The following is a 24,975-nucleotide window of genomic DNA, read 5'->3' on the forward strand; positions in this document are numbered from 1 at the left end:
GCTCCACCATGACTGAACAAACCCCTCCGGTCCTGCGCGAGTCGGCCACCTTCGACCGCCTGACCATCCAGGAAATCCAGCGTGCCGCCGAAACCGGCATCTACGACATTCGCGGTGGCGGCACCAAGCGCAAGCTGCCGCACTTCGATGACTTGCTGCTGCTCGGCGCCAGCGTGTCGCGCTACCCGCTGGAAGGCTATCGCGAGAAGTGCGGCACCGATGTGATCCTCGGCAACCGCTTCGCCAAGAAGCCGATCCACCTGAAGATCCCGGTGACCATCGCCGGTATGAGTTTCGGTGCATTGTCGGCCAACGCCAAGGAAGCCCTGGGCCGTGGCGCGACCATCGCCGGCACCAGCACCACCACCGGTGACGGCGGCATGACCCCGGAAGAGCGCGGCCAGTCCCAGCACCTGGTGTATCAGTACCTGCCATCACGCTACGGCATGAACCCGGATGATTTGCGCAAGGCCGACGCCATCGAGATCGTCCTCGGCCAGGGCGCCAAGCCCGGCGGTGGCGGCATGTTGCTCGGCATGAAAGTCACCGAGCGTGTGGCCGGCATGCGCACCTTGCCGATCGGCGTGGACCAGCGCAGCGCCTGCCGCCACCCGGACTGGACCGGCCCCGACGACCTGGCGATCAAGATTGCCGAGCTGCGCGAAATCACCGATTGGGAAAAACCGATCTACGTGAAAATCGGCGCGAGCCGGCCGTATTACGACGTGAAGCTGGCGGTCAAGGCCGGTGCCGATGTGATCGTGCTCGACGGCATGCAAGGCGGCACCGCCGCGACCCAGGAAGTGTTTATCGAGCATGTGGGCATCCCGATTTTATCGGCCATCCCGCAAGCGGTACAGGCTTTGCAAGAGATGGGCATGCACCGCAAGGTCCAGTTGATCGTGTCGGGCGGGATCCGCAACGGTGCCGATGTGGCCAAGGCCATGGCGATGGGCGCGGATGCGGTCGCCATCGGCACGGCGGCGCTGATTGCCCTGGGTGACAACCACCCACGGCTGGACGCGGAACTGAAAAAGATCGGCTCGGCCGCCGGCTTCTATGACGACTGGCAAAACGGCCGCGACCCGGCCGGCATCACCACCCAGGACCCGGAGCTGTCCAAGCGCCTCGACCCGGTGGAAGGCGGGCGGCGGTTGGCCAACTACCTGCGGGTGATGGTGCTGGAGGCGCAGACCATGGCCCGTGCGTGCGGCAAGTCGCACCTGCACAACCTCGACCCCGAGGACCTGGTGGCGCTGACAGTGGAATCGGCCGCCATGGCGCGGGTGCCGCTGGCGGGGACCAGTTGGGTGCCGGGTTCCGGTTACTGAGTTTACCCCCCCTGTAGGAGCGAGCTTGCTCGCGAAGATCGTCAACGATAACGCTGGCACCCTGGATGAACGCGTTGCCTGGACGTTTTTCGCGAGCAAGCTCGCTCCTACACACTTCTGTTGCAGGAGCTTTGAACATGATCAATCGTCTTCTCGGCAAATCCCTTATTGGCTTATTGGCGACCGGTGCACTTGTGCCCCTCGCCCAGGCCGCCGACGCCCCCACCTTGAACACCGGCAGCACCGCCTGGATGGTCACCGCCGCCGTGCTGGTGCTGTTCATGTGCTTGCCGGGGCTCGCGTTGTTCTACGGTGGCCTGGTCCGTGCGAAAAACATGCTTTCGCTGTTCACCCAGTGCTTCGGCATTGCCGGCTTGGTGGGCGTGCTGTGGGTGATCTACGGCTACAGCATGGTGGTCGACACCACCGGCATGGTCGAAGGGCAGGTGACCTTCAACAGTTTTGTCGGCGGCCTGAGCCGCGCCTTCCTGGCGGGCATGACCCCGGAGAGCCTGGTGGGGGATATTCCGGAAGGGGTGTTCGTGACCTTCCAGATGACCTTCGCCATCATCACCCCGGCCCTGATCGCCGGCGCCTTTGCCGAACGCATGAAGTTCTCGGCGGCGCTGCTGTTCATGGCCATCTGGTTCACCCTGGTCTATGCCCCGGTGGCGCATATGGTCTGGGGCGGTTCGGGGGCCTTGATGCATAACTGGGGCGTGCTCGACTTTGCCGGCGGCACCGCCGTGCACATCAATGCCGGTGTGGCTGCGCTCGCTGCGTGCCTGATCCTCGGCAAGCGCAAGGGCTACCAGAACACGCCGATGCCGGCGCATAACCTCAGCCTGACCATGGCCGGCGCGGCGATGCTCTGGGTCGGCTGGTTCGGCTTCAATATCGGCTCCGGTGGCGGCCTCAGCGGCACCTCGGGCATCGTCATGCTCAACACTCAGTTGGGCGCCTGCGCGGGGATTCTCGGCTGGATGTTCACCGAGTGGTTCAAGGTCGGCAAGCCCAGTGCCCTCGGCCTGGCCAGCGGCGCGTTGGCCGGCCTGGTGGGGATCACCCCGGCGTGTGCCTACGTGGGCGTCGGCGGTGCGTTGGCCATCGGCTTGTTGTGCGGGGTGTTCTGCTACTTGAGCGTGACGGTGTTGAAGCGCCGTTTCGGCTACGACGACAGCCTCGACGTGTTCGGCCTGCACGGCATTGGCGGGATGATTGGCGCGGTGTTGACTGGCGTGTTCTGTGTACCGTCCATGGGGGCTTGGTGGAAGGTGTGACCATGGGCGGGCAGGTGGTTGCCCAGCTCAAGGGGGTGCTGCTGACTACGGTGTACTGTTTTGTGATCAGTTGGATCATCCTCAAGGGGGTCAATGCCCTGGTTGGCTTGCGTGCCCATGAGTCGGTGGAGGAGATGGGGTTGGACCTGGCCGAGCATAATGAGCGGGCCTACAACCACTGATCATTTTCCCTGAGTAAACGCAGCTCAAAATGTAGGAGGGGAGCTTGCTTCCGTGATGGCTCAGGAGCCGACGACTATCTAACTGATGCCCCGCTACCTAAATGTGGGAGGGGGCTTGCTCCCGATGGCGGCCTGACAGCCGACCAGGATGTTGGATCAGTTCGAGTACATATCCGTTGCTGCGGTCACGGCCGCTATGGGTTCCGCCCTTACGGCGGGTCACTTTTGGCAAACGCCCCAAAAGTAACCAAAAGGTCTTGCCCCACCACTCGGTACCTCGCCTAGGCTCGGTATGCCCGAACGCAGGCTTGAATCCGTGGGCCGCCGTCATGGGCCATCCCTGGCCCAGGACGGCTAACCCGGCGTCCTGCCGGGTTACCCACGGATTCAAGCCTGCGCTCGGCCAGCGTGGTTAACGGGGCGCCTGAGATCAAGATCAAGATCTAAAGCAAGATCAAGAGCGGCTCGCTTCGCATCGTGGTTAGCGTTGTGGATACCTAGGCGCCTACAGCGGTCTGCCAGTCAGCTTGGTTGTAGCTGAGCCACGGCCATCGGGGGCAAGTTCCCTCCCGCATTTGCCTTGCTGCGTTGCAGCTGGCTCGCCACCAGGGTGTTCTTCAGCAGGTAGGCAATCGTCATTGGCCCCACACCGCCGGGCACCGGTGTGATTGCGCTGGCCACGGTGCGTGCGCTGGCGTAATCCACATCCCCCACCAACCGTGTGCCGGTCTCGGTGGTGATGCGGTTGATCCCCACATCAATGACCAATGCGCCGGGCTTGAGCCAACTGGCATCGATCAACTGCGGCCGGCCTACGGCGGCGACGACGATGTCGGCCAAACGGCACAGCGCCGGTGCATCGACGCTGCGCGAGTGCACCACGCTGACCGAGCAGTTGGCCTGCAGCAGCAGGGTTGCCATGGGTTTGCCGACAATGTTCGAACGACCGATCACCACCGCGTGCAAGCCGCTCAAGTCGCCACAGGTTTCGTGCAGCAGGCGCATGCAGCCGCTGGGCGTGCAGGGCGTGAGCACCTCGATGCCTTGCACCAGGCCACCGACGTTTTCGCGGTGGAAGCCATCCACATCCTTGATCGGGTCGATCGCGTGGATCACTGCCGCTTCGTCGATATGCGCCGGCAGCGGTAACTGCACCAGGATGCCGTTGACCGTCGTGTCGGCGTTCAACTGGGCAAGCAGGTCGAGCACCTGCGTCTGGCTGGCATCCTCCGGCAGCCGGTATTCCAGGGAGCGAATCCCGACTTCCTTGGCCCGCAGCAGCTTATTGCGCACGTAGACGTGGCTGGCCGGGTCATCGCCCACCAGCAATACCGCCAGGGCCGGGTAGATTTGCTGCGAGGCGAGCAGCAGGACCTCTTCGCGAACCTCGTCGAGCACCTGGGCAGAGATGGCCTTGCCGTCGATATCGCGGGCAAGCGTGGGGAGAGAGCTGGTCAAAAGCGTCACCGTTGTCTGGGGAAATAAGGCGCTGAGGGATAAGACTCCCTCAGCCATAGGCAGGCCGGAAGGCTCAGGCTACCAGTTGATGGCAGGCATACACCACCAGCACACCGGCGACCAGCGTGGCATAGGGCAGCCAGCCGGCGCGGCGCTGGCCGTCATCGGCCTGGATATACAGGTCGGTGAGCATGGCGGCAGGGAAGCGGCCCTTGTCCTGTACATAGTGGCGGTAGCAGAACACCGGCAGGATCAGCAGCGCCAACAGCAAGCCGGTGACCAGCGTGCCTGCGCCCCAAATGTCCGCGCCCAGGCCCATGCAGGCCAGGTTGACGAAACTCAGCACGCCGCCGGCCGCCAGCAGCACGGTGGGGGCTTTGTACGGGCGCACCCAGTCGGGGCGGTCCAGGCGGTGGATCCAGCCGGCATTGAGGTTGAGGAAGTTGAAGATGATGTAGCTGACGTTGGACGCCGCAAGCACGAATACGTAGTCCGACATCAGCAACAGCAGCAGGTTGAACGACAGGTCGGTCCACATCGCCGCGGTTGGCGCACCATGTTCGTTGGTGCGCCCCAAGTACTTGGGCAGCCAGCCATCCACCGAGGCCTGGTACAGGGTGCGCGACGAACCGGACATCGAGGTCATGATCGCCAGCAACGTCGCCAGCACCAGCATGATCAGCACGACATTGGCCACCACCTTGCCGCCGCCGATGCTGTCGGCCATCACCTGGCCAACGCCCATGCCGCTGTAGATCGCGGGCGAGAGCAGGCCGCTGTACACCGCGGGCGTCACGATTGCGCCACTGGCGTCGAGCACCGCCGGCGTTACCAGTTGGCCCAGCCCGAGGCTGCCTTGGAACGCCAGCGGCACCAGGGTGAACACCAGGATGCACAGCAGGCCGGCGTAGAAGATCGCCTTGAAGGTGTCGCGCTTGGGGTCCTTGAATTCGCGGGTGTAGCACACCGCCGTTTCAAAGCCGTAGGTGGACCACGCCGCCATGAACAGCCCACCGGCCATCAGTGACCAGCCGGACATATCCCACGGCCCATCGATGACTTGCCCGGCCGCATCATGGGCCAGGGGGTACAGCGGCAGGAAGTTGGCCTGGGTCGCATCCCCGGTGAACAACGGCACCACGCCCACCAGCAGCAGCGGAATCAACGAGGTGACGCCGAGCACCAGGGTCAGGCGCGCCGACCGCAGGATGCCGCCGTGCTGCACGGCAAACACCGTGAGCAAAATCAACAAACCAATGGCGAACGTCGCGTTGATGCGCAACGACAGGCCGCTCTTGACCCAGCCCAGGTCCAGCAGGGTCAGTTGCCAGGTGTTGATCAACGCATCGGCGGGAAACAGCGCCGTGAGGATATACCCCGCCGCCAGCCCCGAACCGATGGACAGCACCGGCGACCAGGCCAGCCAGTTGCACCACACTGACACCGGTGCGATCAGCTTGCTGTAGCGCACCCACGCCACCGCGCCGTACACCGAGGCGCCGCCGGATTTGTGCGGGAACAGCCCGGCGATCTCGGCGTAGGTGAAGGCCTGTATAAACCCGAACAGGATCGACACGATCCACACGATCCATGCCGGTTTGCCCACCGTGGCGGCGATCGCACCGATGGAGAACAACACCAGCGCGGGCACGCCACTGGCGACCCAGAAGGCCCCGCGCCAGTCGATCTTGCGGTGCAGGCTGCCCACCGAGCCGGCAGCCTGCGGTACAGCCTCGAACGTCGTCGCTTCCATCTTCGTATTCCCATGTCTGAATAGCGGTTAGGTTGGGGCAGTCAAAATGGGTTGGCACACACGTTTCGGGACGATCAGCTGCGCACCCGGCTTTTGTCCGGGTCGTAGAAAATCGCTGCGCTGACCGTGGCGCTGATGCGCTTCTGCAGGCCATCGACTTTGCCAATCTCAAGTTCAGTGCCGGGCTCGGCGCAGCTCACGTCGACCCGGCACAACGCGATATTGCTGGCCAGCAGCGGTGAGCGGCAGGCACTGGTGATCACCCCGACCTGGGCTCGGCCCTGGTACACCGGGTCGCCATGGTGGGCGGTCTCGTTGCCGCTCAGGTGCAGGCCGACCAGCTTGTGGCTGGGGTGTGCGCTGCGCCGCAGCAGGGCGTCGCGACCGATAAAGTCATCGGTCTTGCTCTTGAGCGGCACGCTGAAACCGATACCGGCCTCGAACGGATCGGTCTGGTCGCTGAACTCGTAGCCGGCGAAAATCAGCCCGGCTTCGATGCGCAGCAGGTCCAGGGCTTCCAGGCCCAGGGGCACCAGCCCCAAGGGTTGGCCGAGTTGCCAGATGCGGTCCCAGACCCGTTCGGCGTCTTCGGGCTGGCACCACACCTCAAAGCCCAGTTCGCCGGTGTAGCCGGTGCGCGAAATCATCAACGGGCAGCCGTCGAAACCGTCCAATCGACCGACCAGGAAGCGAAACCAGCCGAGGGTTTCCACACTCGGTTGCGTGGGCGGGGTCCAGACCATCTGCTTGAGCAGCTCGCGACTCAGCGGCCCCTGCACCGCCAGGTTGTGAATCTGCTCGCTGGCGGACTTGACCCACACCTTCATGCCCAGTTTCTGTGCCTGCTCGCGCAACCACACGCCGGCGTAGTCTTCGCCGCAGATCCAGCGGAAGTTGTCCGGGCCCAGGCGCAGCAGGGTACCGTCGTCGAGCATGCCGCCGTGGGCGTGGCACATCGCCGAATACACCACCTGGCCCACCGCCAGGCGCCGTATGTCGCGGGTCAGGCAGTACTGCAACAGGGCTTCGGCGTCGGGGCCGATGATTTCGAATTTGCGCAGGGCGGTCAGGTCCATCACCGCCACCCGTTCGCGGCAACCGAGGTATTCCTCGGTGACGCCGTAACCGTCGTAGCGCAGCGGCAGCCACCAATTGCGGTAGTCGGTGAAGCTGCCGGTGAGGGCGCGGGTACGTGAGTGAAACGCGGACTCACGGGTGAGGATCGGGTCGGCATCCGCCGTGGTTCGAGTGCTCATGGCGATGGAAAAACGCTCCTTCTCGCTGTAGATGCGGACATGGATATCGGTCGGGTTCCAGCCATTGGCCGGGTCAATGTCATCCGGGCACGAGGTACTGCCACACAGCAGGTCGGTCATGGCCCGCAGCAGCACATAATCGCCGGGCCGTGACCAGGGTTCATCCAGGGTCATCTGCTGGTGCGCATCGATACCGGTGTTGAAGAAGAAATTGATCGCCGGCCAGCCGTTGCGCGCCTGCACGCCATGGGGGGCGAGGACGCGGCTGAGGTTGTCGCTGCAGTTGTCGTGCCCGAAATAGCCATGGGTTTCGTAGTAGCGCGCCGCGCAGGCCAGGGCGAATGAATCGTGGCGCCCGACCGTGTCTTGCACCACCTCCAGCATCGGTTGCATATGGCGGTCGAAAAACTTCGAAAACAGCCCCGGTGCCGGGTAGGCGCTGCCGTTCAGGGTGCGCGTGACGGTCTGGTCCAGGTCCAGCTCGACGCCGCGATCCAGGGCGCGCCGGTCGAGGGCGACGAAGTCCGAACACTGGCGGCCCGCGACGTCCAGCACCTGGATGTACTGCCCTTTGGCGACGGTGTAGTCGTGGGCCGTGCCCGCCCGCAGGGTGAATTCGTCGAGTACATCGCCCAACGGCTCGGGCAGGGCCGGCAGCAGCAGCGGCGATGGATTGGCCCGCGTCACTATCAGACGCAGCTCGCTGGGCCGGTATTGCCGGTCGACGGCGGTGGCCTCGGCGGGGGCGACGACGATCACCAGCAGCGCGTCCTCGGCGACAAACTGCCAGCTGTGGCCGGGCGGGCTGTCGGCGTCCCATAGCCAGGCCGCCAGCGGCAAGGCCTGTGCATCGATGCCGCGCCGCTGGAGCGCCTGGCCGATACGCCCAGGCACGCTGCACGCCGTTGACCCGCTCAGGCCCCAGCTCGCCAGGGCGCTGCGGCCGCCGGCGTCGAGGGCCAGCAGTGCGCAGGTTTGCCGGCCTTCGACGTCGATCACTTGCAGGCCGTCGCCGGGCTGCAAGTCGACCAGAGTCACGCCGCCGGCGGCCACGCGGTAGCGTTCCAGGTTCGGCGCGCGGGCAAACAGCCCGGGTTCGCGGGGATGGGAAACACGCGGTGCATTCATCATCAGCCGACCGACTTGATGGGGATCGTGGGCTCGCCCAGGTACGCCGCCATCGAGTCATCCAGGGCCTGCAACCACGGCGTGTGGTGCGGCGGCGACTGGGTGCCGGTCATCAGCGAGCGATAGGACTTGTCGCGATAGCCCATGATGTTTTCCGCCTTGTCGTGCTTCCAGTGCAGGAAGGTTTCGTTGACGGCGGCGATGTCGAAATTCGGGTAGTCGGTGGCGTCCACCAGTTGCTGGATATAGGCGCCCTGGTACTCGAACATCTGCTGGTTGGTTTCCAGGGCCTGTTCCCGTGCGTGCCACGCTTGGCTGTCGGCGACCATGTCGGCGTGGCCGGGCAGTTGAATGCGCCCGAGGATCACATCGCGGGCATACCAGGCCTGGGCGTCGAACATGTTGAAGGAGTACCACTGGTCCTGCATGCCGAGGTAGATCAGGCGGGGATTGGGTTCCCAGAACACGCCCTTGTAGAGATTCATCGGCCACAGGCGGTTGTCGGTCTTGAGGCTCAGTGCATCGGGCAGGAACGGGAAGTGGTGCTTGTAGCCGGTGCACAGGATCACCGCGTCGATGTGCTTGCTGCTGCCATCGACAAAGTACGCGCGGTTGTTTTCCAGGCGCTGGAGCAGCGGTTTTTCTTCCCAGTTATCCGGCCAGGCATAGCCCATGGGCGCGCTGCGGTAGCAACTGGTGATGCTGCGCGCGCCGTATTTGTAGCATTGCGAGCCGATGTCCTCGGCCGAATAGCTGCTGCCGACGATCAGCAGGTCCTTGTCCTTGAACTCCAGCGCCTCGCGAAAATCGTGGGCATGCAGGATGCGCCCGGCGAACTGTTCGAAGCCTTCGAAGTACGGCACCTTGGGCGTGGAGAAGTGGCCGCAGGCGTTGATCACGTAGTCGAATGCTTCACAGGTCAAGGTGTCGCTGGTGTAGTCGTGGGCGTAGAGGGTGAAGCGCTGGCTCTGTTCGTCGAAGGTGACTTGGCGCACCACATTGTTGAAGCGGATGTAGTCGCGCACGCCGGCCTTTTCCACGCGGCCCTTGATGTAGTCCCACAGCACTTCACGCGGCGGGTAGGAACCGATGGGCCGGCCGAAATGCTCTTCGAAGGTGTAGTCGGCGAACTCCAGGCATTCCTTGGGGCCGTTGGACCACAGGTAGCGGTACATGCTGCCGTGCACCGGCTCGCCGTTCTCGTCGAGGCCGGTGCGCCAGGTGTAGTTCCACATGCCACCCCAGTCCTGCTGTTTTTCAAAGCACACCAGCTCAGGGATGGCGGCGCCTTTGTCGCGGGCCGACTGGAACGCGCGAAGTTGCGCCAGGCCGCATGGGCCGGCACCGATGATTGCAACACGTAGGGTCATGAGCGTGCCTCCTGAAGGTTTCAGCGAAAGATCACTGTCTTGTCCTGGTTGATGAACACCCGGTGTTCCAGGTGGTATTTCAGGGCTTTGGAAAGGGCCACGGTTTCGGTGTCGCGGCCGATGGCGACCAGCGAGTCGGGCAGGTGGGTATGGTCGACGCGCTGGATTTCCTGCTCGATGATCGGGCCTTCATCCAGGTCGCTGGTGACGTAGTGGGCGGTGGCGCCGATCAGCTTGACGCCACGGTCATAGGCTTGGTGATACGGCTTGGCGCCCTTGAATCCTGGGAGGAACGAGTGGTGGATATTGATCGCCCGGCCCGACAGTTGCTGGCACAGGCCGTCGGACAGGATCTGCATGTAGCGCGCGAGCACCACCAGGTCGGTCTGGGTGTCTTCGACGATGCGCATCAGCTCGGCTTCCTGGCCGGCCTTGGTGTCCTGGGTGATCGGCAGGTAGATGAAGCGGATGCCTTCGCGTTCGGCCATCGCCCGCAGGTCCAGGTGGTTGGAGACCACGGCGGTGATGTGCATGTCCATCTCGCCCTTGCGGTGGCGGTAGAGCAGGTCGGTGAGGCAGTGGTCGAACTTGCTGACCATCAGCAGCACGCGGGTCGGTTGGCGCGAGCTGAACAACTGCCAGTGCATGTCGAAGCCACCGGCCAGGTCGCCGAGGCCTTTGCGCAGGGCGCCGATGTCGCCGCTCACGCCGGTGTTGAAACGGAACACCGCGCGCATGAAAAACTGCCCGGTGAACTCATCGTCGAACTGCGCCAGCTCGCTGATGTAGCACTGCTGTTGGGCCAGGCACGCGCTGATCGCGGCGACGATCCCGGACGCCGCCGGGCAGGTGATCTTGAGAATGTAATGTTCGCGGGAGGCGTCCATCGAAAGCTCCTGAGTTCAGTGAAGGAAGGCTCAGCCCTTGGCCGTGCGCTTGGTTTTCTGCGGGTCGTCGAAGGGCAGGGCGTGGGTGCTGGCGCTGGCCTCAAGGCTGCCGCGAACCTGCAAGGCAATACCGGGTTCGGAACAGGCGACGCTCATGCGCGCGATGGCCATCGAGCGTTTGCTCAGGCGTGAATACATGCCGCAGGTGATCACGCCGACTTGTTGGTTGCCTTGCCACACAGTGTCGCCGGCCTCGGCGGCGCGGACGCCCTCAAGCAGCACGCCGGTGATTTTGAAGCGCTCCTGGCCGCGCAGGCGCAGGTGTTCTTCGGCGCCACGGAAGGCGTTCTTGCCAGGTGAAACAGTGAAATCCAGGCCCATTTCCCAGAGGGTGTCGCCGGCCTTCTGGTCGGCGAAGGGGTACATCTGCGAGTTGTCGTAGGGGAAAAACATCAGCGAGCTTTCCACCCGCAGCCAGTCCAGGGCGGTGAAGGCGCAGGGGATGATCCCCAGGCTCGCGCCTTGTTCGAGGATGCTGTCCCACAGGAACGGCGCATCGGCGGCCTTGCAGAAAATCTCATAGCCACGTTCGCCGGTGTAGCCGGTGCGCGAGATCATCACCGGGCGGTCGAACAGGCGGGTTTGCAGGTGGTGGAAGTACGCCAGTTGGCGGATGCCCGGCACGTGTTCGGCGAGGAAATCCACCGCCAGCGGACCTTGCAGCGACAGGTCGTGCAGGTCGTCATCGAACAGCACCGCCACTTGCCGGCCCTGGGCCGAGCGCACGAGCATTTCATGCCCGGTGCCGGCGCCATGCACCACCATGAACGCGTTGGGGCCGGTGCGGTAGACGATGCAGTCATCGACGAACTTGCCGTCCTCGTCGAGCATCGAGGCATACACCGATTTGCCCGGGTAGAGCTTGGCGATGTCGCGGGTGGTAGCCCACTGCAACAGGCTCTCGGCGTGGGGCCCCACGTAATGGACTTTTTTCAGGCCGGACACGTCCATCAGGCCGGCGCGGGTGCGGATCGCCTGGTGGTGGTCGGCGAGGTCACTGCTGTAGGTCCAGGCAGTGCCCATGCCGTTCCAGTCTTCGAGGTGGGAGCCGAGGGCGCGGTGCCGGTCGGCCAATGCAGAAATACGCCATGAGTGGGTCATGTGAGGTTCCTTGTCGTAGAAGAAGGGGCATCAGGCCTGTGGGTCGAACTGGCTCAGCCACTCGACCAGCGTGTGGCGGTAGCGGGTCATGCCCTTGTAGTCGGCGATGGGGTCGGGCAGGTCGCGCAGCACACGGTGCAGGCGACAGCCCCAGCCGGGTTGCGTGACCAGTTCGTCCAGGCTGATCAGGTAGGTGCGGATGCTGAACATCACCGCGTGGCTGCGCGGCAGGCGCGCCATCACTTGCAGCTCGACCCGCAGGTGCACCTGCTGGCCGACGTTCTGCGCGGTGATCCGGCCGCGATCGGCGCCCCATTCATGGAAGGTTTCCGGCGACGAATCCAGGCGCGGGTTGATGGTCAGGGTCCAGTTCAAGCGCCGTACCGGCTGGCCGACCTGCAGGTTGAGCAGGTACTTCAGCGCCCGTTCGAACACGCCCATCTGATGGGCCATGGGCACCGGTGCGTGCCATTGCTTGAAACTCATGCCGGCGTCGAACGCCAGCGACCAGTCGGCCGGGCTGGTGACCAGGCCGGCGTCCATGTACAGGTCGCCGTCGCGCTGGTCGAGCAGGGCGAAATCCCCCTGCACCTGGCGGCCGATGTACTCCAGCGGCGCACAGGGCAGGCTGCTGGCATCGCCGAAGATGAAGGCCTGGTCGATGTCCAACAGGTGGTTGCGCCACTGCCAGCGCTCGCCGTTTTGCGTCAGGCTGAACGACTGCGGGTAGTCGGCGGCCAGGTGTTCCATGATCATCTGCAGCGCATCCCAGGCCGCCACTTGCATGTGGGGCATCACCAGGTAGCGGCGTGGGTCCTTGTCCAGCACCAGGGCGCGCTCGGCCATTTCCGAGCGGTAGTGCTCGTCGATGTCGAAGGCGTGCTCATAGATCGAGCCGGGGTCGCGGGAGATGGCCGGTTCGATGTTTACCGAGTACAGGTAGCTGTCCTCGATAAAGGGAAAGGGGAAACGCCGGATCGCTGCCGGGCTGTTGCGAAAGCTGAAATCGTCGCGATAGCTCAGCACGGGGCTCGTTTGCAGGGGCATGGCACTCACTCCTATAGGTCCAGCGAAACGCAGGGGCCGCTGCCGCGCGAGACGCAGGGCATCAGAAAGTCGGCCTGCTCGGCCGGGCTGAGGAAGCTGTCGCGGTGTTCGATGGCGCCGCCCTGGTGGCGCGTGATGCACTGGCCGCAGACTCCGCCACGGCACAGGTTGGGCACCTGTAGTCCGGCGTGTTCCAGGGCTTCGAGCAGGCTTTGCTCGGCCTCGACCCGCAGGCGTCGGCCGCTGCGCAGCAGCTGCAGGTCGAATGGCTGGCCGGGTTGTGCGCCCTTGAAGGCTTCCGAATGCACACGCCTGCTCGGCCAACCGAGGCGTGTGGCGTGTTGCTCAACCGCCTCGAGCAAGGGCTGCGGGCCACAGGTGTAGACGTGGCTGCCCAGCGGCCGGTTGCCGAGGATTGGGTTAAGGTCCGGGCGCCGGTCGTAGGTGTGCAGGCGCGGGCCGAGACGCTGTTGCAGCTCGTCGAGATAGGCGTCGCTGAGGCCCCGGCGGAACAGGTAATGCAGCTCGAAGTTGGCCTGCTGTTGTTCCATCGCGGCGATATAGGCCATGAACGGCGTGATCCCGATCCCGGCGGCGATGAGGATATGCAGGTGCGCGGTGCCATGGGGCGCGAACAGATTGGCCGGTGGTGAAATCTGCAGGGTGTCGCCGACCTGCACCTGCCTGTGCAGGTACTGCGAGCCACCGCGCGAGGCATCTTGCAGGCGCACGGCGATGCGGTAGTGCTGGGTGTGCGCCGGGTCGCTGGTGAGTGAATAGGCGTTGCGCACCGTGCCCTCGCCCAGCGGCAGGTGCACCTGCACGTGGCTGCCGGGCGAGAAGCCGGGCAGGCTGCCCGTGGCGGGCGTCAGGGTGAATTCGCGCACCACCGGCGTGAGCATGCGTGCGGCGCTGACCTGGACGTTGAGGGCCGCGCTCATGGCTGGAACCCCGCGTAGGGTTGGTCGGGGTTGATGCACACGCCGAGATACGCCCCCAGGCGCCGGGAAAAATGCGTGCGGACCTCCAGCCCGACGTGGCAGCCGATGCAGTTCAACAGCGGCTCCGGCCCGGCCGCCTGGGTCAGGCCGCAGTGTGCGCAATACACCTGGCGCAGGCCGGGGATGCAGGTCATGTCGATCTCGTCGTGTTCCAGGCCAGCGACGCGGGCCTCGCCGTGCACACGCCAGATAAAGGCTTCGTCGCCCAGCAGGTAGAGCCGGCAGCCCACGGTGGCGCTGGCCAGCGCCTGTTGCAGGCGTCGCGCAAACTCGGGGTGTTCGCCGTTCAACAGCACGGGCATGTGCAGTTCGCTGATGAACGCTGCGCTGGCGGCGGCTGATTGCATCACCACGATGGGGCGGCTGCGGGTAGGCGTCATGCGGGCTCTCCACGGTGTGTGTTTGTTTCCTGTTGGGAGAGATACTTTCCTATGGGGAAAATCTTCTCAATCTGGAAAAAGGGCTATGCCTTTGGAGATAAGCCTTGCGCGCCGGCCATTCGGGGCATGGAAGTTGCTGGGCCTTTCGACCACACAGAGCAACCGGACGGGGAGTTATCAAAGAGTGCTGACACGACCAAAAGGCTGGCCGCTCTGGTTGGGGCCTGTACGCGCCGAACAGGCGCGCAGCGTGCGCAGGTTGTTGGCCGGGTTGCCCCTGCACGCTGACGGTGCCTTGTCGGGTTTCCTGGACCGTTTCGACGCACTGCTGCCGCCTGCCCGGCTTAACCTGATCCTCGGCGGCGAAGACCTGGGCCCGACGCGGCGAGGGTGGGTCGACGGCTGCCAGGCGGTCGCGCGTTGCCCCTGGCGCGACGCCAGCGTGACGGACGCTCCCCAAGCCTGCGGACCTTGCCGGCAACGGGGCGTGCACCGTCTGGTGTGCGCCTTGCCCGAGGGTGAAAAGGGCGCATTGCTGCTCGACACCCCCCGGCGCGCCGGTGCCAGTTGGCGCCAGTTACTGGAAGAGGCGGCGCAGGCGGTAGGCGTGAGCGTACGCCTGCGCAGCCACAACCGTGAGCAGCAGCGCAAACAGGCGACCTCCCGCCACGGCGCCCTGGCCCGTGAGCTGCACGATTCGGTGGCGCAGCAGTTGGGCTACCTGTCGTTCCAGGCCCATGGCTTGCAGTCGCAGCTGGGCGAGCCGGCACTGCAGGACTTGTGCACCGGCCTGAGCCAACTGCAACGCCAGGTGCGCGAGCTGATCACCAGTGCGCGTCTGACCATGGACGGGCGCTCGCTGCGCCAGGCCCTGGCCGATTCGGTCGCGGAGTTCTCGCGGCGCTGCATCATTGTCTTCGAACTCGACAACCGCCTGGCCGACGACGCCCTGAGCCCGGAAACCGAATTGCAGATCCTGCAGATCATTCGCGAGGCCCTGGCCAATGCGGTGCGGCATTCCCACGCGCGCCACGTGCGCATCGAACTGCGCCAGACCCAGGACGGCGACGCCTCGGTGTCGGTGGAAGACGATGGCATCGGCTTGATCCCGGCCTGCGACGAGCACAACCATTTCGGCCTGGCGATTATCCGCGAGCGCGCCGCCAGCATCGGCGCACGGCTGAGCATAGAAGCGATCCGCCCGCACGGGGTGCGCGTGCACCTTGGCCTGCGCCGCCACCACGATCTGCCACAGGGGAGTCTCGATGGACTGCACGACCTTATTACTGATCGATGATCACCCGTTGTTTCGCAAGGGCCTGGCGCAGTTGTTCGATGCCAGCGGCGACTTCGAAGTGGTGGGGCAGGCGGCCAGCGGCCGCGAGGGCATCAACCTGGCCGTGAGCCTGACGCCGCAACAGGTGCTGCTGGATTTGCACATGCCTGGCCTCAGCGGATTACAGGTGCTGGATGAGCTGCGCCAGTTGCGCCTGGATTGCCAGGTGGTGGTGCTCACCGCCTCCATGGACCGCGCCGAGTTGCTCACGGCCTTGCGCCTGGGCGCCAGCGGTTATGTGCTCAAGGAAACCGAGCCGGATGCGTTGCTGGCGTATATGCGCAACTGCCACAAGGGCGCGATCGTGCTGGATTCGAGCCTGATTGCCTTGCTCGCCGACCAGGCGGAGCCCACGCAAGCGTGTGAGGCTGCGGGCAGCGAAAACCTTACCGAGCGCGAAGGCCAGACCCTGGCGCTGATCGCCGCCGGCATGAGCAACAAACAGATCGGCCGGGAGCTGGGGATCAGCGACGGCACGGTGAAAATCTACGTGCGCAGCCTGTTGCAGAAGCTCGGCCTGCATTCGCGCCTGGAGCTGGCGGCCTGGGTGCACAGCGGCGCCTTGATGAAACACGAGGAGCGCCACTAGATGAGGGACAGCCCCGAAGCGTTTGCGCCCCCGCCGATTGACCTGATGGATTGCTTTCCCGCCGCCTTATTGCAACTGCGCGACAACGGCCAGATCGCCCACTTCAACCTGGCCTGGGCCGAGTTGATGGGCCCGCCGGGCGCGGAGCGCAACCTGATGGACTACGTGCACCAGGAAGACCGCCCGCTATGGCGCCAGGCCTTGAATGAACTGCGCCGCCGCCCCGACACCTCATTCAACCAGCGCCTGCGCTTTGTGCACCCCAGTGGCGAACTGCGCTGGTTCGAGATCAGCCTCAAGCGCGGCCCCCAAGGCTTCTATTTGGTGGCCGGGGACGTTACTGCCCACAAGCGCCGCGAAATCGCCTGGCAGGCCAGCCAGCGCAGCAGCATGAGCTTGCTCGACAGCATGCCGGGCCTGATCTATCGCGGCCGCAACAACCGCGACTGGACCATGGAATTCGTCAGCGCCGGCTGCCTGCAACTCACCGGCTACCCTGCCGAACGCCTGGTGGACAACCATGAGTTCACCTACAACAGCCTGATCCTGGCGCAGGACGCTGACTACGTATGGCGCGAGGTGCAATATGCGTTGTCACGGCAGGAGCCGTTCGAGCTCAATTACCGGATTCGCTGCGCCGACCGCTCGATCAAGCATGTGTGGGAGAAGGGCGTGGGGATTTATGCGGATACCCGTGAGGTGTTGGGGATCGAGGGGGCGATTTTCGAGCGCAAGAGTTGACGGATAAACGCACCTCAAATGTGGGAGGGGCGGTGCGACGATTCGACTTGCCCCCGATGAGCATAGGTATCTACACAACTCTTAAAGGCTGACACATAACTCTGTGGTGAGCGGGCTTGCCCCGCGCTGGGCTGCGAAGCGGCCCCAATAAGGTCACCGAAGAGTGCCAGAATCAATCGAGGTGAAGGTTTTGGGGCTGCTTCGCAACCCAGCGCGGGGCAAGCCCGCTCACCACAGAAGCCTAATTGCCATAGATTTCGTATTCACTGGAAGTTGTGTAGATACCCATGCCCCGATGAGGGAGTGTCAGTGAATGCATCTTTAACTGACACAACGCTATCGGGCAAGCCCCCTCCCACATGGGATTCAATGCGCGCCTGCGGCCTTGTTCAGATCGCTCTCCGCCCACTGCGTATACACACACGCATCCGCCGTCGCCCAGCGCACACGCACCGGGTCGCCGGCCTTGAGGGGCATGCCCGCGGCGGACAGCGCCTTGACCGTCATCGATGTGCCGCCGAGGGTTTTCACTGTGCAGGTCTGGCTTTCGCCGAGGAACAGCACCTCACCCACAATCGCCGACACTTCATTCCAGCCCGCCGCCAGCGGTTGCTCAGCGGCCTGTTCGACACTCAGCGCCAGGGCTTTTTCCGGGCGTACCATCAGCAGCACATCCTGCTCGGTGTGCAGCCCGCTGGTCAGGCGAATCGACACGGATCGGCCTTCGAACGCCGCCGCCGCGTTGCCCTGGGCCTTGAGCTTGAGGAAGTTGGAGTTGCCGAGGAACGACGCCACGAACGCGTTCGGCGGGTTCTGGTACAGGTCGAAGCCGCTGCCCAGGCCGACGATCTTGCCGTGGCTGAAAATCGCGATGCGCTGGGACAGGCGCATGGCTTCTTCCTGGTCGTGGGTCACGTAGACGATGGTGATGCCCAGGCGCCGGTGCAGTTGGCGCAGTTCGTCCTGCAGGTCTTCGCGCAACTTCTTGTCGAGGGCGCCGAGGGGTTCGTCCATCAGCAGGATGCGGGGTTCGTACACCAGCGCGCGGGCGATGGCGACCCGTTGCTGTTGGCCGCCGGACAATTGCGAAGGGCGGCGATGCGCAAATTGCTCAAGCTGCACCAGCTTGAGCATGGCGTCGACGCGCTTTTCGCGTTCGGCGCTGGCCAGTTTGCGAATCGCCAGGGGGAAGGCGATATTGTCGCGCACCGACAAATGCGGGAACAGCGAGTAGCGCTGGAACACCATGCCGATGTCGCGCTTGTGCGGCGGTACGTTGACCAGCGATTGGCCACTGACCAGGATCTCGCCGCTGCTTGGCGTTTCGAAGCCGGCAAGCATCGACAGCGTGGTGCTTTTGCCCGAGCCGCTGGAGCCGAGGAAGGTGAGGAATTCGCCGTCCTGGATGTCCAGCGAGATATTGTCCACGGCAGCGAATTCGCCGTAGTGCTTGTTCAGGTTGCGCAGGCTGACCAGGGGTTGGCCATGGCTCTGCGCGACATCGTTGATCACTGCACTCATGTTCTTCTCCTCGGCGCTCAAGCGCGGGTTTCGGTACGCCGGCGAACGGCGGCGGCAATCACCATGACCAGCACCGAGAGGCCGATCAGCAGCGTCGACGCGACGGCGATCACAGGCGTCAGGTCCTGGCGCAGGGTGGTCCACATTTTTACGGGAAGGGTTTGCAGGGTCGGGCTGGCCATCATCACGCTGAGCACCACTTCGTCCCACGAGACCAGGAAGGCGAACAGCGCACCGGCGACCATCCCCGGACGAATCGCCGGAAAGGTCACCTTGAACACCGCCTGCAACCGCGAGGCGCCGCAGATCACCGCCGCGTCTTCGATCGACTGGTCGAACAGTTTCAGCGAGTTGATGATCGAGATGATGGTGAACGGCAGCGCCACGATCACATGGCTGACCACAAAGGCGAACATCGTGCCGGTGTAGCCAAGCTTCAGGAACAGCGCGTACACCGCCACGGCGATGATCACCAGCGGCACGATCATCGGCAGGGTGAACAGGCCGTAGAGCAATTCACGGCCGGGGAAGCGCCCGCGCACCAGGGCAAAGGCGGTGGGCAGGCCGAGGGCGACGGCGAATACGGTGGTCAGCACGGCCACCTTGAGGCTGGCCATGGCTGCGTTCATCCAGTCGGCGTTGGAGAAGAACTGGCCGTACCATTTCAGCGTCCAGCCCGGCGGCGGGAACACCAGCCATTGCGACGAGCCGAACGACAGCAGCACGATGAACACGATCGGCAGCAGCAGGAACAGGCCGATCAACCCGGTGGTGGTGTAGAGGCCCAAGCGCATCCTGCGGCTCATGGCATTGGGGGTCAGGAGCATGACGGCTTACCTCGCGTTGCTGGCGCCAACCGGGGATTCCGGCTGAAGCTTCAGGTAGAAGTAGAACAGCACCAGAGTGATGAAGATCAGCAACGCGGCGCCGGCACTGGCCAGGCCCCAATTGAGGAACGATTGCACCTGCTGGATGATGAACTCGGGCAGCATCATGTTCTGCGCACCGCCGAGCAGTGCCGGGGTGACGTAGTAACCGAGGGACATCACGAACACCATCAGGCCGCCGGAGAACAACCCCGGCCGGCACAGCGGCAGGAACACGCGGAAGAAGTTGGTCCACGGGCTCGCGCCGCAGATCGAGCCGGCCTGCAGGATCATCGGGTCGATGGCCTGCATGGTCGCCTGCAATGGCAGCACGATGAACGGGATCATGATGTAGCTCATGCCGATCACCACGCCGGTGAGGTTATGCACCATCTCCAGGGGCACATCGATGATGCCCATGGCCATCAGCGCCTTGTTGATCACCCCGGAGGCTTGCAGCAAGACCAGCCAGGAGTAAGTGCGGGCGAGCAGGCTGGTCCACATCGACAGCAGCACAATATTCAGGATCCAGCGTCCCCAGCCGCGCGGCACCAGGGTGATCGCCCAGGCCAGCGGAAAGCCCAGCAGCAGGCTGAACAGGGTCACCAGGCCCGCCACCGAAAAGGTGTTGAGCAGCACCCGTGCATAGGCCGAGTTGGCGAACAGCTGTTCATAGTTGCCCAGGCCCGGCACCGGCTCCAGCACACCGCGCAGCAGCAGGCCGATCAGCGGCGCCAGGAAGAACAGGCCGAGGAACAGCAGGGCCGGGATCAGGTTGCTCGAGCCCCGCCAGCGCTGTGCCAGGGACGGCGCCCCGGCCTTGGGCGAAACCGCGCCGGCAGCGCCGAGGGCGCTCCCGGTCGGTGTGGTTGCCGTCATTTTCATTTGACTAGCCATTCATTCCACCGTGTCGCAATGGCCGGACCGTTCTTGGCCCAGTAGGCGAAATCGAGGGTGATCTGGTCCTTGACGTAGGCAGTCGGCAGGTTCGGCGCGAGCACCGAATCCAGGCGCTGCACGCTGTCGATGTTCACCGGTGCGTAGGCGGTCAGGTTGGAGAAATCTGCCTGGCCCTTGGCGCTGCTGGCGTTGGCCAGGAACTTCATCGCCGCCGCTTTGTTTTTCGATCCTTTAGGCACGACGAGGATGTCGGCCATGACCAGGTTCTGCTTCCAGCTCACGCCCACGGGCGCGCCGTCTTCCTGCAGGGCGTGGATGCGACCGTTCCAGAACTGGCCCATGCTGACTTCGCCGGAGGCCAACAACTGTTGCGACTGCGCACCGCCGCCCCACCAGACGATGTCTTTCTTGATGGTGTCGAGTTTCTTGAAGGCGCGGTCCAGGTCCAGGGGGTAGAGCTTGTCGGCCGGGACGCCGTCGGCCAGCAGCGCCAGTTCGAGCACGCCGGGGCTTGGCCATTTGTAGAGGGCGCGCTTGCCGGGGTAGGTCTTGGTGTCGAACAGCGCGGTCCAGTCCTGGGGCTTGCCGGCGCCGAGCTTGCCTTCGTTGTAGCCGAGCACGAAGGAGAAGAAGAACGAGCCCACGCCATGGTCGGAGACGAAGCGCGGGTCGATCTTGTCGCGCTGGATCACCGAGAAGTCGAGGGGTTCGAGCAGGCCTTCGGCGGCGGCGCGCAAGGCAAAGTCGGCCTCGACATCCACCACGTCCCACTGCACGTTGCCGCTTTCGACCATAGCCTTGAGTTTGCCGTAGTCGGTGGGCCCATCCTGGACCACGGTAATGCCGCTGGCCTTGCTGAACGGGTCGGCCCAGGCCTGCTTCTGCGCATCCTGGGTGCTACCGCCCCAGCTCACGAAATTGACGCTTTCGGCCGCCATGGCCGCGTGAGTGGCTGTGGCCAATAAACCCGCGAACAGCACTGCGGTTGCACGTTTGTTCAACACCATTTTCACGCCCTCATTTGTTTTGTTATTGAGCGGGCTTGGTAATGCCCGCCTATCGGGAGCAGTAGGTCCATCCGGGGCCTCTAATCGAGGCCCCAAAAGGCGACCGTGCCAAGGGCTGTTATTGGTGCTCTCCCTGGCGGGCGCACTTGGCGGAAGCGTTCGGTCTATGGAATATCATATTATGGTATTCCAAACTTTGTGCAAGCATTTTGCCTTACCGGTTATCCGTCATTCGGTGAAGGGAATGCTCTCGACCACCTCCAGGTCGTAGCCGGTCAGCCCGGCGTATTTGAGGGGCGGGCCGAGGTGACGCAGCTTGCCGACGCCGAGGTCCTGCAAGATCTGCGCCCCGGTGCCCACTTCAGAATAGATGCGCGACTGCGAACGGTTGAACTGGCGCGGCGCCTGGGTCAGTTGCGGCACGCGTTCCAGCAGCGCCTGGGACGACTCATGGTTGGCTAGCACCACCACTACGCCAGTGCCTTCAGCGGCGACACGTTGCAAGGCCGCCCACAGCGTCCAGTTGGACGGGCCGCTGTAGTCGGCACCGACCAGGTCGCGCAGCGGGTCGATCACATGCACGCGCACCAGCGCCGGGGTATCGCGGCGCAACTGGCCCATCACCATGGCCATGTGCACGCCGCCGTCGATGCGGTCTTCAAAGGTGATCAGGCGGAATGTGCCGTGCACCGTGGGCAGGTCGCGTTCACCGATGCGCACCACGGTGCGTTCGGTGCTGAGGCGATAGTGGATCAGGTCGGCGATGGTGCCGATCTTGATGCCGTGCTTGCGCGCGAAGATTTCCAGGTCGGGGCGGCGGGCCATGGTGCCGTCGTCGTTCATCACTTCGACGATCACCGACGCCGGGGTGTGCCCGGCCAGGCGCGCCAAGTCGCAGCCGGCTTCGGTGTGGCCGGCGCGCGTCAACACGCCGCCATCCTTGGCGCGCAACGGGAAGATATGCCCCGGCTGCACGATGTCGGCCGGCCCGGCATTGACATCTACGGCCGCTGCCACGGTGCGTGCGCGGTCGGCGGCGGAGATGCCGGTAGTCACGCCGCTGGCGGCTTCGATGGACACGGTAAACGCGGTGCTGAACACGCTGCCATTGCTCGGCACCATCTGTTCCAGGCCCAGGCGCTGGCAGTGTTCGTCGGTGAGGGTCAGGCAGATCAGGCCACGGGCTTCGCGAGCCATGAAACTGATAGTCTCGGCGGTACAGCAGGCCGCAGGCAGCAACAGGTCGCCTTCGTTTTCCCGGTCTTCGTCGTCCACCAGGAGCACCATCTTGCCTTGGCGGTAGTCTTCGATGATGTCTGCGATGCTGTTGAAGGACATGGAGAGTGCTCGATTTGTTGGTTGTATGTATTATGGTATACCACAAAAACTCAACAAGAGGATGTCACGATGAAGGCCTACTGGATTGCCCATGTGGATGTGTCCGATGCCGAGCAATACACGCAGTACACCCAGCGCGCGCCGGCGGCGTTTGCGAAGTTTGGCGGGCGGTTCCTGGCCAGGGGCGGGCGCAGCGAGGCAATGGAAGGCGGGCCGGCACGGCAGCGTAATGTGGTGATTGAGTTTGAGAGCTATGAGCAGGCGGTGGCGTGCTACGAATCTGCCGAATATCAGGAGGCGAAGGCGCACCGTGAAGGGGTGGGGGTGGCGCAGATCATCATTGTGGAAGGGTTGGCGCCCTGATTTTTTCAGGTATAAACCGATTCAGAGGTGGGAGGGGGCTTGCTCCCGATGGCGGTAGTTCAGTCACTTCATGTATTGACTGACATAGTGCTATCGGGAGCAAGCCCCCTCCCACATTTTGATCCGTGTTTAGCCGTGAGATCAGCGGATAAAGTGGATCTTGCCGCTGTCGTCATTACCGATATAGATGCCATACACCCCAGCCTGGCGTTCCTCGATATACCGTTCGAGAATCTGCCGGATCGCCGGGTAGTAGATGCTCTCCCAGGGAATCTCCTCGGGCGCGAAGAACTTGTAGTCGAGGGTTTCCGGGCCGAACTGGCCGGTGATCTCCAGCGCGATGGCGCGGAAGATGATGTACACCTCGCTGATCCTGGGCACGCTGAAGATCGAGTAGGGCGAGAGGATCTCGGCGCGTACGCCGCTTTCTTCCCAGACTTCACGCAACGCCGCCTGCTCAGTGGTTTCGCCACCTTCCATAAAGCCGGCAGGCAAGGTCCAGGTGCCCGGGCGGGGCGGGATCGCCCGTTGGCACAGCAGGTATTTGCCGTCCTGCTCGATGATGCAGCCGGCGATGATCTTGGGGTTGATGTAGTGGATATAGCCGCAGCCCCGGCACATCAGGCGCTCATGGGTATCGCCCGGTGGCAGCTGGTGACCGAGGTCACTGCCGCCGCATGTCGGGCAAAAACTGGGGCTGGCCAAGGTCAGTGACCTATGCGCGGTTCTTTCAGCGCGATGGGCAGGGTGATTTCCGGAATCTTGCCGGTTTCTTCCTGTTTGCGCTTGAGGTAGTCCAGGGCCACAGCGGCGGCGGCGCGCACGTGATCGACGCAGGCCTGGTGGGCCGCCAGCGGGTCGCCGCTCTTGATCGCCTGGACCATGCGTTCCATTTCCTGGTTACTGGTGCCGCGACGGTTTTCCTGGGACACCGAGGTGGCGCGCAGGTAGCTGATGCGCGCTTGCAACTGGCGCAACTGGGTGGCCGCCACATGGTTGCCCGAACCTTCGAGCAGCACGTCGTAGAAGCCCTGGACCGAGTCGATGACCTGTTGCAGCTCACCGTCCTTGAGGGCCTTGCGGTTTTCTTCCAGGGCTTTTTCCAGGGCCTTGATGTCCTTGGCCTTGGCGCGCAGGGTAAACAGCTGCACGATCAAGCCTTCGAGCACGCAGCGCAGTTCATAGATGTCGACGGCGTCGGCCAGGGTGATGATCGCCACCTGCGGGCCCTTGGCATCGGCGAATTCCACCAGGCCTTCGGACTCCAGGTGACGCAAGGCTTCGCGTACCGAGGTGCGGCTGACGCCGAGGCGGTCGCACAGGTCGCGCTCCACCAGGCGGTCACCGGGCAGCAGTTGGAAGTTCATGATGGCGCTGCGCAGTTTTTCCAGCACGATTTCGCGCAGGGTGACCGGGTTGTGATTGACCTTGAAGCTGTCGTCGAGGGGCGCGCGTTTCATGGGGTCTGCTCTGAATTTAGCGGTTAACTGGAGGCCTCGGCCGGCCGGGGCCGATTGAGGGCCGAAAATCGTGCCCAAGTTTATCATGCTGCGTTCCTTAAGCGACAAACCCTCACGGCCCCCGCGCGCCTCAGGCCAGGGCCGGCAGCGGGCCCAGCTTGCCCTTGTGGTAGATCATCGGCGTGACCGGCTCCTTGGGCAGGATCAGGTTCTTTACCGCGCCGACGATGATCGCGTGATCGCCGCCGTCGTATTCGCGCCACAGTTCGCACTCAATGATCGCCGTGGCCTTGGCCAGCAGCGGGTTGCCCAACTCGCTCAGGTGCCACTCGATGCCCTTGGCCTTTTCCTTGCCTTTGCTGGCGAAAGCATAGGCCTCGGCGGTCTGGTCGGCGGACAGCAAGTGGATCGCGAAGCGCTTGCTGTCGCGCAGGATCGGGTAGGTGTCCGACCCATAGTTAGGGCAGAACAGCACCAGCGCCGGGTCGATCGACAGCGCGCTGAACGCACTGGCGGTAATGCCGACGATACCGCCGTCCGGGTCGAGGGTGGTGACCACCGTGACCCCGGAGGGGAATGAGCTCATGACGTCTTTGTAAATGCCGGGTTCGATCATGGTC

Annotated in this window: 22 protein-coding genes and 1 pseudogene; 6 read left to right on the plus strand and 17 right to left on the minus strand. The window is 64.0% G+C overall.

Annotation, left to right across the window (positions count from 1 at the left end; all coding sequences use genetic code 11):
- The first annotated feature begins 8 nt into the window (after positions 1-8).
- Positions 9-1,331, plus strand: coding sequence for an FMN-binding glutamate synthase family protein (locus BLW22_RS10290; protein WP_027603581.1), 1,323 nt, complete (start codon positions 9-11; stop codon positions 1,329-1,331).
- Between the two features lie 137 nt (positions 1,332-1,468).
- Positions 1,469-2,793: pseudogene (locus BLW22_RS10295) on the plus strand (ammonium transporter).
- Positions 2,794-3,315: 522 nt separating this feature from the next.
- Here the strand turns inward: BLW22_RS10295 and BLW22_RS10300 are convergent.
- From BLW22_RS10300 to BLW22_RS10340, 9 genes are all read right to left on the minus strand, one after another.
- Positions 3,316-4,308, minus strand: a complete 993-nt coding sequence (locus BLW22_RS10300; RefSeq protein WP_074846038.1) for a bifunctional 5,10-methylenetetrahydrofolate dehydrogenase/5,10-methenyltetrahydrofolate cyclohydrolase — start codon at positions 4,306-4,308, stop codon at positions 3,316-3,318.
- Positions 4,309-4,324: 16 nt separating this feature from the next.
- Positions 4,325-6,004 carry an APC family permease gene (locus tag BLW22_RS10305; RefSeq protein ID WP_065925857.1) on the minus strand — a complete coding sequence of 560 codons (1,680 nt, stop codon included), beginning with the start codon at positions 6,002-6,004 and terminating at the stop codon, positions 4,325-4,327.
- A gap of 74 nt (positions 6,005-6,078) precedes the next feature.
- Entirely contained in the window at positions 6,079-8,388 is a 2,310-nt protein-coding gene (locus BLW22_RS10310) for a trimethylamine N-oxide demethylase (protein ID WP_074846041.1), read from the minus strand.
- A 2-nt stretch (positions 8,389-8,390) separates the two neighbouring features.
- Positions 8,391-9,758 carry an NAD(P)-binding domain-containing protein gene (locus BLW22_RS10315; RefSeq protein WP_074846045.1) on the minus strand — a complete coding sequence of 456 codons (1,368 nt, stop codon included), beginning with the start codon at positions 9,756-9,758 and terminating at the stop codon, positions 8,391-8,393.
- 20 nt (positions 9,759-9,778) lie between these two features.
- Positions 9,779-10,645: a formyltetrahydrofolate deformylase gene (purU, locus tag BLW22_RS10320; protein ID WP_065939724.1), complete on the minus strand. Its 867-nt coding sequence runs from the start codon at positions 10,643-10,645 to the stop codon at positions 9,779-9,781.
- A gap of 30 nt (positions 10,646-10,675) precedes the next feature.
- Complete coding sequence (locus BLW22_RS10325; RefSeq protein WP_027603588.1) at positions 10,676-11,806, minus strand: aminomethyl transferase family protein; 1,131 nt, start codon at positions 11,804-11,806, stop codon at positions 10,676-10,678.
- A 30-nt stretch (positions 11,807-11,836) separates the two neighbouring features.
- Positions 11,837-12,853, minus strand: coding sequence for a heme-dependent oxidative N-demethylase family protein (locus BLW22_RS10330; RefSeq protein WP_065926404.1), 1,017 nt, complete (start codon positions 12,851-12,853; stop codon positions 11,837-11,839).
- A gap of 11 nt (positions 12,854-12,864) precedes the next feature.
- Positions 12,865-13,794 carry a PDR/VanB family oxidoreductase gene (locus BLW22_RS10335; RefSeq protein WP_065946539.1) on the minus strand — a complete coding sequence of 310 codons (930 nt, stop codon included), beginning with the start codon at positions 13,792-13,794 and terminating at the stop codon, positions 12,865-12,867.
- Positions 13,791-14,234 carry a dimethylamine monooxygenase subunit DmmA family protein gene (locus BLW22_RS10340; RefSeq protein WP_065926402.1) on the minus strand — a complete coding sequence of 148 codons (444 nt, stop codon included), beginning with the start codon at positions 14,232-14,234 and terminating at the stop codon, positions 13,791-13,793. The genes BLW22_RS10335 and BLW22_RS10340 overlap by 4 nt, the downstream gene beginning before the upstream one ends.
- A 250-nt stretch (positions 14,235-14,484) precedes the next feature.
- Between BLW22_RS10340 and BLW22_RS10345 the strand changes: the two genes are divergently transcribed.
- Genes BLW22_RS10345 through BLW22_RS10355 form a run of 3 tightly spaced genes read left to right on the plus strand, consistent with a single transcriptional unit; the run spans position 14,485 to position 16,900 of the window.
- On the plus strand, positions 14,485-15,531 hold the full coding sequence (locus tag BLW22_RS10345) for an ATP-binding protein (RefSeq protein WP_065926408.1): 1,047 nt from the start codon (positions 14,485-14,487) through the stop codon (positions 15,529-15,531).
- On the plus strand, positions 15,500-16,159 hold the full coding sequence (locus tag BLW22_RS10350) for a response regulator (protein WP_065926401.1): 660 nt from the start codon (positions 15,500-15,502) through the stop codon (positions 16,157-16,159). The genes BLW22_RS10345 and BLW22_RS10350 overlap by 32 nt, the downstream gene beginning before the upstream one ends.
- Entirely contained in the window at positions 16,160-16,900 is a 741-nt protein-coding gene (locus tag BLW22_RS10355; protein ID WP_065946542.1) for a PAS domain-containing protein, read from the plus strand.
- A gap of 366 nt (positions 16,901-17,266) precedes the next feature.
- Here the strand turns inward: BLW22_RS10355 and BLW22_RS10360 are convergent, their stop codons facing one another.
- From BLW22_RS10360 to ribBA, 5 genes are all read right to left on the minus strand, one after another.
- Positions 17,267-18,421: an ABC transporter ATP-binding protein gene (locus BLW22_RS10360; protein ID WP_065926399.1), complete on the minus strand. Its 1,155-nt coding sequence runs from the start codon at positions 18,419-18,421 to the stop codon at positions 17,267-17,269.
- A gap of 17 nt (positions 18,422-18,438) precedes the next feature.
- On the minus strand, positions 18,439-19,248 hold the full coding sequence (locus tag BLW22_RS10365; protein ID WP_010567348.1) for an ABC transporter permease: 810 nt from the start codon (positions 19,246-19,248) through the stop codon (positions 18,439-18,441).
- A gap of 6 nt (positions 19,249-19,254) precedes the next feature.
- A complete protein-coding gene (locus BLW22_RS10370; RefSeq protein WP_065926398.1) occupies positions 19,255-20,172 on the minus strand; it encodes an ABC transporter permease in 918 nt (305 codons plus the stop codon).
- Positions 20,169-21,194: an ABC transporter substrate-binding protein gene (locus BLW22_RS10375; RefSeq protein WP_027603596.1), complete on the minus strand. Its 1,026-nt coding sequence runs from the start codon at positions 21,192-21,194 to the stop codon at positions 20,169-20,171. The genes BLW22_RS10370 and BLW22_RS10375 overlap by 4 nt, the downstream gene beginning before the upstream one ends.
- 228 nt (positions 21,195-21,422) lie before the next feature.
- Positions 21,423-22,532: a bifunctional 3,4-dihydroxy-2-butanone-4-phosphate synthase/GTP cyclohydrolase II gene (gene ribBA / locus BLW22_RS10380; RefSeq protein ID WP_074846048.1), complete on the minus strand. Its 1,110-nt coding sequence runs from the start codon at positions 22,530-22,532 to the stop codon at positions 21,423-21,425.
- Between the two features lie 69 nt (positions 22,533-22,601).
- Between ribBA and BLW22_RS10385 the strand changes: the two genes are divergently transcribed.
- Positions 22,602-22,895, plus strand: a complete 294-nt coding sequence (locus tag BLW22_RS10385; RefSeq protein ID WP_074846050.1) for a DUF1330 domain-containing protein — start codon at positions 22,602-22,604, stop codon at positions 22,893-22,895.
- Positions 22,896-23,036: 141 nt separating this feature from the next.
- Here BLW22_RS10385 and BLW22_RS10390 read toward each other — a convergent pair whose 3' ends face one another.
- The 3 genes from BLW22_RS10390 to BLW22_RS10400 form a co-directional block, all read right to left on the minus strand.
- Positions 23,037-23,600 (minus strand): NUDIX hydrolase, encoded by a 564-nt coding sequence (locus tag BLW22_RS10390; RefSeq protein WP_065926395.1) that lies wholly within the window; start codon positions 23,598-23,600, stop codon positions 23,037-23,039.
- A gap of 2 nt (positions 23,601-23,602) precedes the next feature.
- Complete coding sequence (locus BLW22_RS10395) at positions 23,603-24,355, minus strand: GntR family transcriptional regulator (RefSeq protein WP_027603600.1); 753 nt, start codon at positions 24,353-24,355, stop codon at positions 23,603-23,605.
- 130 nt (positions 24,356-24,485) lie between these two features.
- Complete coding sequence (locus BLW22_RS10400) at positions 24,486-24,971, minus strand: flavin reductase family protein (protein WP_027603601.1); 486 nt, start codon at positions 24,969-24,971, stop codon at positions 24,486-24,488.
- Between the last annotated feature and the right edge of the window lie 4 nt (positions 24,972-24,975).

Origin of the sequence: Pseudomonas marginalis, from assembly GCF_900105325.1 — a bacterium.
GTDB lineage: Bacteria > Pseudomonadota > Gammaproteobacteria > Pseudomonadales > Pseudomonadaceae > Aquipseudomonas > Aquipseudomonas marginalis.